Raw genomic sequence first — 5,597 nt, forward strand, 5'->3', positions numbered from 1 at the left:
GGCTTGAAGCCGGCGCGGTCGGTGTGGGAGCTGGCTTGCCGGCGATTGGAAGGGGAGCCCTGCCCACAGGTACTGCACATGGCTTGAAGCCGGTGCGGTCGGTGTGGGAGCTGGCTTGCCGGCGATTCGGGGGTGAAGCCCCCGCCCGCTACACCTCGGTATCACAGGCAATCAGTTGCCTGACCAGCCCCTGAGCCAACGGCGACAGGCCATATCCCACCCGGCTTACTACCCCATAGCGGGTATAGAAGGATTCTTCCTGCTCTGGCACCAGGTCCGCCAGCTCCAGCGCCACCAGCCCTCCGTCCCGCTGATACGGCCGCAAGTTGGCATTGCAGGCAATGCCGATAGTGTCCGAATGCATCACCACATTCAGCAGCGCATACCCATGCTCGCACTCCACCGACGGCAGAAAGTCTTGCCGCCCGCTCAGGTCGCTGAGGATCTTGCGGATGTTCGGTGGGCGCAAGGTGGTGGCCAGCGGGTAGTCGAACACATCCCGTGCGCGCACTTCGGCCTGCTCGGTCAGCGGGTGGCCGGCACGGCAGCAGAAATGCCAGCGCTGCGGCGTCAGCTTGTGCACCTGGTAGTCCGGGTCGGACTCGAACTGGCGCGTGTCAGCGACGAAGAACTCGATCTCCTCGGCAACCAGCTTGCGGTTCAGTGCCTGCCAGTTATCGACCTGAAAACAGGTACGTGCCGCTGGGTATTGCGCCACGAAGCGGGCCACCGCCCGTGGTACCAGGCCACCGGCTGGCGCCGGCCCGCAACCGAAACGCACCAGCCCGTTGGTAGCGCCGTTGAACTGGTGGATCTCGTTGACCAGGTTATGCGCCCCATGCACCAGGCGCCGCGAATGCTCGAGCACCAGCAAGCCCTGGCGGGTGGGCGCCAGCTCCTTGCTGGCGCGGTCCACCAGGCGGCAGCCGATGTTGTGCTCCAAGGTCTGGATGCTGCGGCTGAAGGCCGATTGGGACAGGTTAACCGCGGCCGCCGCGGCAACGAAGCTGCGGTGTTCGACCAAGGCAATGTAGTGACGCAACTGACGCAGATCGATATGCATTTTCTACATTGAAACCTTCGGTCAAATGCAATTGCTGACAAGGATGAGTCCCCTTATAAAGGGACTTACTTATTCCACAAAATATGAATTACACATATTTATATCTCTTAAAAGAATATAAGCCCAACTGAATGCGATTCGGTTCCGCCAACGGAAATGCTCGCCAGGGCCCATGCCTCAAGGAGCATTTGCATGTCCGGACTTACCCGTTGGCCTGCGCGCGCGTCGCGTTTCACCTTGCAACCCTTGGCCGCTGGCGTGCTGCTGGCAGCATCATCGGGGAGCTACGCCGAAGAGCCGGTCAGCGCTGCACCTGCCGTAGAGCAGGAAGCCAAGCTTGGCACCGTCACAGTCAATGCCCGCCGCCGTGAAGAAACCGCGCAAAGCGTGCCCACGCCGATCAGTGTGCTGGACAGCGAAACCCTTGAAACCCAGCGCATCTACCGTGTGCAGGACCTACAGCAACTGGTGCCCAGTACCAACGTCGCCTACGTGCATGCCCGTCAGTCGAGCATCTCGATCCGTGGCCTGGGCAACAACCCCGCCAGCGACGGCCTGGAAGGCAGCGTCGGCATCTATCTGGACAACGTCTACCTCGGCCGCCCCGGCATGGCGGTATTCGACCTGCTGGACGTGGAGCAGCTGGAAGTGCTGCGCGGTCCACAGGGCACATTGTTCGGCAAGAACACCACTGCCGGCGTGCTGAACATCACCACGCGCAAGCCCACCTTCCACCGCGAGGGCAGCATCCAGCAGTCGATTGGCGAAGACGGTTACCTGCAGACCCAGGGCAGCTTTTCGGGGCCCATCAGCGACACGTTGGCCGGGCGCATCAGCGCCTACCGCAGCGAAGACGACGGCTATGTGAAGAACATCCACAACGGTGACGACCTGAACGGTGGCAAGCGCCAGGGTTTTCGTACTCAGCTGCTGTTCAAACCCAGCGAAACCTTCAACCTGCGCTGGATCGGTGAATACAACGAAGAAGACTCCAACAACGGCATCCTCAGCCTGTACAGCACTGGCCCCACCATCAATGGCGTGAACCGCTACGAGAGCCTGGCCGCCCAGGCGGGCGCGACGCTGGTGTCGGGCAAGGAGCGCAAGGTCAATTTCGACGCCGACCAACAGGTAACGGTGTTTCAGGGCGGTACCTCGGTGGAGGCCAACTGGACCCTGCCAAATGATTTCACCCTGACTTCGATCACTGCCTACCGCTGGTGGGACTTTACCCCGCGCAACGACGACGGCCTGAACGTACCGGTGTTCTACAGCGCCGGAGTCTCGGTACGCGACAAACAGTACTCACAAGAAATCCGCCTGGCTTCGCCCACTGGTAGCGCCTTCGACTACGTGCTGGGTGCGTACTACTTCAAGCAGGACCTGGACAACAAGTCCTTTACTTATTACGGGCCGCAGGCGGATATCTGGAATGTGACCCCGGCCGGCGCCCTGGCCAATGTCGATACCATCGGCAATGGCCACATCGATACCGACAGCTACGCGCTGTTCGCCCAGGGTACCTGGCACATCACCGACCGCCTGGATTTCACCGCTGGCATTCGCGGTACCTATGAAGAAAAAAGCGCCTGGGTGACACGCGATTCGCCGGTCGGTGGTACGGCAGTGACCGGCGCCGCTGCCACGGCACGTCAGGCCAGGGTCGGGGCCTACGACTCGGGTGACCTCAACCAGTACAGCTTCAGCCCCTCGGGCCTGCTGGGCCTGAGCTACCGCTTCAACGAACAGTTGCTGGGCTATGCCACGCTTACCCACGGCGAAAAATCTGGCGGCATCAACCTTACTGTCGGCGCCGCGCCTCGTTTGGGCACCGACTCGCTGCTGGTCGGCACCGAGCGGGTCAACAACGCCGAAGTGGGCTTGAAGAGCGCGCTGTTCGACAACCGCCTGCAGCTCAACACCAACCTGTTCTGGGCCGAGGTACATGGCTACCAGGCCAACGTCTACGACCAGATCAACCGCGTGCAGTATCTGGCCAACGCCGGCAGCGTTCGCTCGCGAGGCCTGGAGTTCGAAGCCACGGCGCTGCCGGTACGCGGCCTGACGGTCAACGTCAATGGCTCGTGGAACGACGTGCGCTACACCGAATACAAGGACGCGCCATGCCCGGCCGAGGTGAGCCTGGCCAATGCCACCGCCACCTGCGACTTGTCCGGTCATCAGGTGGTCGGTGCCTCCAAGTACATCGCCAACCTCAACACCCAGTACAAGTGGCGGGCGACCGACCACGTCGAGCCCTACGTCACCGCCAGCTACGCCTTCCGCTCGAAAGCGGTCGGCACCATCGACGATTCCGATTTCGGCCAGATCCCCAGCTACGCGTTGGTCAACCTCTCCGCCGGTGTGCGCCTGGACCAGGGCGACGGCGTGGTCGACCTGTCGCTGTGGGTGAAAAACGCCGGCGATAAAACCTACTTCACCAGCCTGTGGAACTCGGCCAACGGTGGTTATGCCGGCGTGCTCGGCACCCCGCGCACCGTTGGTGCCACTGCCCGTTACGACTTCTGAGCACAAGGAACTATGCCATGAATGCCAAGACCGAAACCCCTGCATTGCCTGAAGGCGCCTGCCTGACCGCCAGGGTCCCCGAGCGTGACCAGGCACTGCTCGGCGATGTTGTGGTCAACCCTTACCGGCTGGCGCCGCTGACGGCCATCATTCGCGACGGTGGGCGTGCGCTGAGTGCTGCACACGTGCGTGTACTGGGGCGTGGCGAGCGCGGCGTGGACATTGTCTACGAGGTGTCTGACCGCTCGTTGTGGACCTACGGTGGCATCCCGGTATTCGGCTTGTATCCGGATCATGTCAACCAGGTGGAAGTGACCTACAAGCTCGACGGCGAGCGCATTCGCGAGCAGTACCAGATCTACGCACCGGCCGTGCGCTTGCCGGTGGTGGCCAGGCAGACCGCCGCATTGCCGTACGTGGAGCCGGTCAAGGTAGCGCCAGGCTTCGAAAACCGCCTGTACCTGTTCAACCACCTGCAGGGTGACATCCCCGGCGGGCGGGCCTTCAAGTGGAACGGCCTGGGCGGCGCGGCGGAATGGGATCAGGTAGGTAACAACTGGATTGCCGACAGCAATGGGGATGTGCGCTGGTACCTGGATATCGAGCAGATCCACGACTCCAACCGCCGCGACGGCCTGGGCGGCACCATGGGCTTCCAGCAGACCCGCGACGGCAAGCTGATCTGGGGCCAGGGCCAGACGTATTCCAAGTACGACCTGCTGGGCCGGCGTATCTGGCAGCGCAGTCTGCCCGACAAGTTCGCCGACTTTTCCCATGAAATCCGCGAGACCGCCAATGGCACCTATCTGCTACGGGTGGGCACCAGCGACTATCGCCGGCCCGACGGCAAGCGTGTGCGTTCGATTCGCGACCACATCATCGAGGTCAACGAGGCGGGGGATGTGTTGGACTTCTGGGACCTGAACCAGATTCTCGACCCTTACCGCGGTGATCTGCTGGAGACCCTGGGCAAGGCGGCGATCCAGTTGCCGGACGGGGTGCAGAAGCAGGCCGAACGGCTGGCCAACGAACTTGCCGAGGGCGACCAGCCCTTTGGCGACACCCCGGGGGTGGGCACCGGGCGTAACTGGGCACATGTCAATGCCATCGATTACGACGCAGATGACGACAGCATCATCGTTTCAGCACGTCACCAGGGCGTGGTGAAGATTGGTCGCGACAAGCAGGTAAAGTGGATCCTGGCATCGCCCCAGGGCTGGCCTGAGCGTCTGCGCCAAAAGGTCCTTACGCCGGTGGCTAGCGAGGGCTTTGACTGGTCGTGGACCCAGCACACCGCCTGGCTGACGGGCAAGGGCACGTTGACCGTGTTTGACAATGGCTGGGGCCGTGACTTCACCCCGACCAAGCTGACCGGTAATTACAGCCGTGCGGTCGAGTACCGCATCGATGAGGACAAGGGCACGGTCGAGCAGCTGTGGGAGTACGGCAAGGAGCGCGGCGACGAGTGGTACAGCCCGGTGACCTCGGTGGTGGCGTACAGGCCCGAGACCGACACCCAGTTCATCTACTCGGCTTCGGTGAATTTCCTGACCCCCGAGAAGCTGACCACTACCGTGCTCAACGAAGTGCGGCGCGGGACCCAGGAGGTGCTGGTGGAGCTGAAGGTGCACAGCCGGCAGCCAGGCTCTGTTGGTTACCGTGCACTGGTGATCGATCTGGCCAAGGCGTTCTGAGCCATCCCCTCCGGGAGGGCCGTCGGTCCTCCTTTCACATTTCTTTCAGTTCATTCGTCTAACCTGTACCGGCCCAATCGCCGGCAAGCCAGCTCCCACAGGGACCCCACTAATTCCAGCGCCTGTGCAGTCCCTGTGGGAGCTGGCTTGCCGGCGATTGGGCCGGCTGCCACAACACAAAAATGTGAAATTTCCGCCCGGCTGTTCAACCATTTGTTCTTTTTTTCGAACAGCCTATTGTCCAACACCCCAGCAGCCGCTTAGCATTCGTTTGAGATTTCAAACGCTCGATGCCCTGCCTTGGGCGCTTT

3 protein-coding genes are annotated in these 5,597 nt (G+C 62.1%); 2 read left to right on the top strand and 1 reads right to left on the bottom strand.

The features are described 5' to 3' along the window. Positions 1-148 precede the first annotated feature (148 nt). Complete coding sequence (locus HP546_RS24810) at positions 149-1,063, bottom strand: LysR family transcriptional regulator (protein ID WP_172230811.1); 915 nt, start codon at positions 1,061-1,063, stop codon at positions 149-151. A gap of 192 nt (positions 1,064-1,255) precedes the next feature. Here HP546_RS24810 and HP546_RS24815 point away from each other — a divergent pair, with 192 nt between their 5' ends. Further along, a complete protein-coding gene (locus HP546_RS24815; RefSeq protein WP_172230814.1) occupies positions 1,256-3,592 on the top strand; it encodes a TonB-dependent receptor in 2,337 nt (778 codons plus the stop codon). Positions 3,593-3,609: 17 nt separating this feature from the next. Further along, entirely contained in the window at positions 3,610-5,286 is a 1,677-nt protein-coding gene (locus tag HP546_RS24820; RefSeq protein WP_172230817.1) for an aryl-sulfate sulfotransferase, read from the top strand. The last annotated feature ends 311 nt before the right edge of the window (positions 5,287-5,597 follow it).

Origin of the sequence: Pseudomonas sp. CM25, from assembly GCF_013179705.1 — a bacterium.
Taxonomy (GTDB): domain Bacteria; phylum Pseudomonadota; class Gammaproteobacteria; order Pseudomonadales; family Pseudomonadaceae; genus Aquipseudomonas.

What these genes read in the sequence shown, in the direction of transcription:
- HP546_RS24810 (WP_172230811.1), bottom strand. Translation starts at nt 1,063, where the DNA reads ATGCATATCGATCTGCGTCAGTTGCGTCACTACATTGCCTTGGTCGAA.
- HP546_RS24820 (WP_172230817.1), top strand. Translation starts at nt 3,610, where the DNA reads ATGAATGCCAAGACCGAAACCCCTGCATTGCCTGAAGGCGCCTGCCTG.
- HP546_RS24815 (WP_172230814.1), top strand. Translation starts at nt 1,256, where the DNA reads ATGTCCGGACTTACCCGTTGGCCTGCGCGCGCGTCGCGTTTCACCTTG.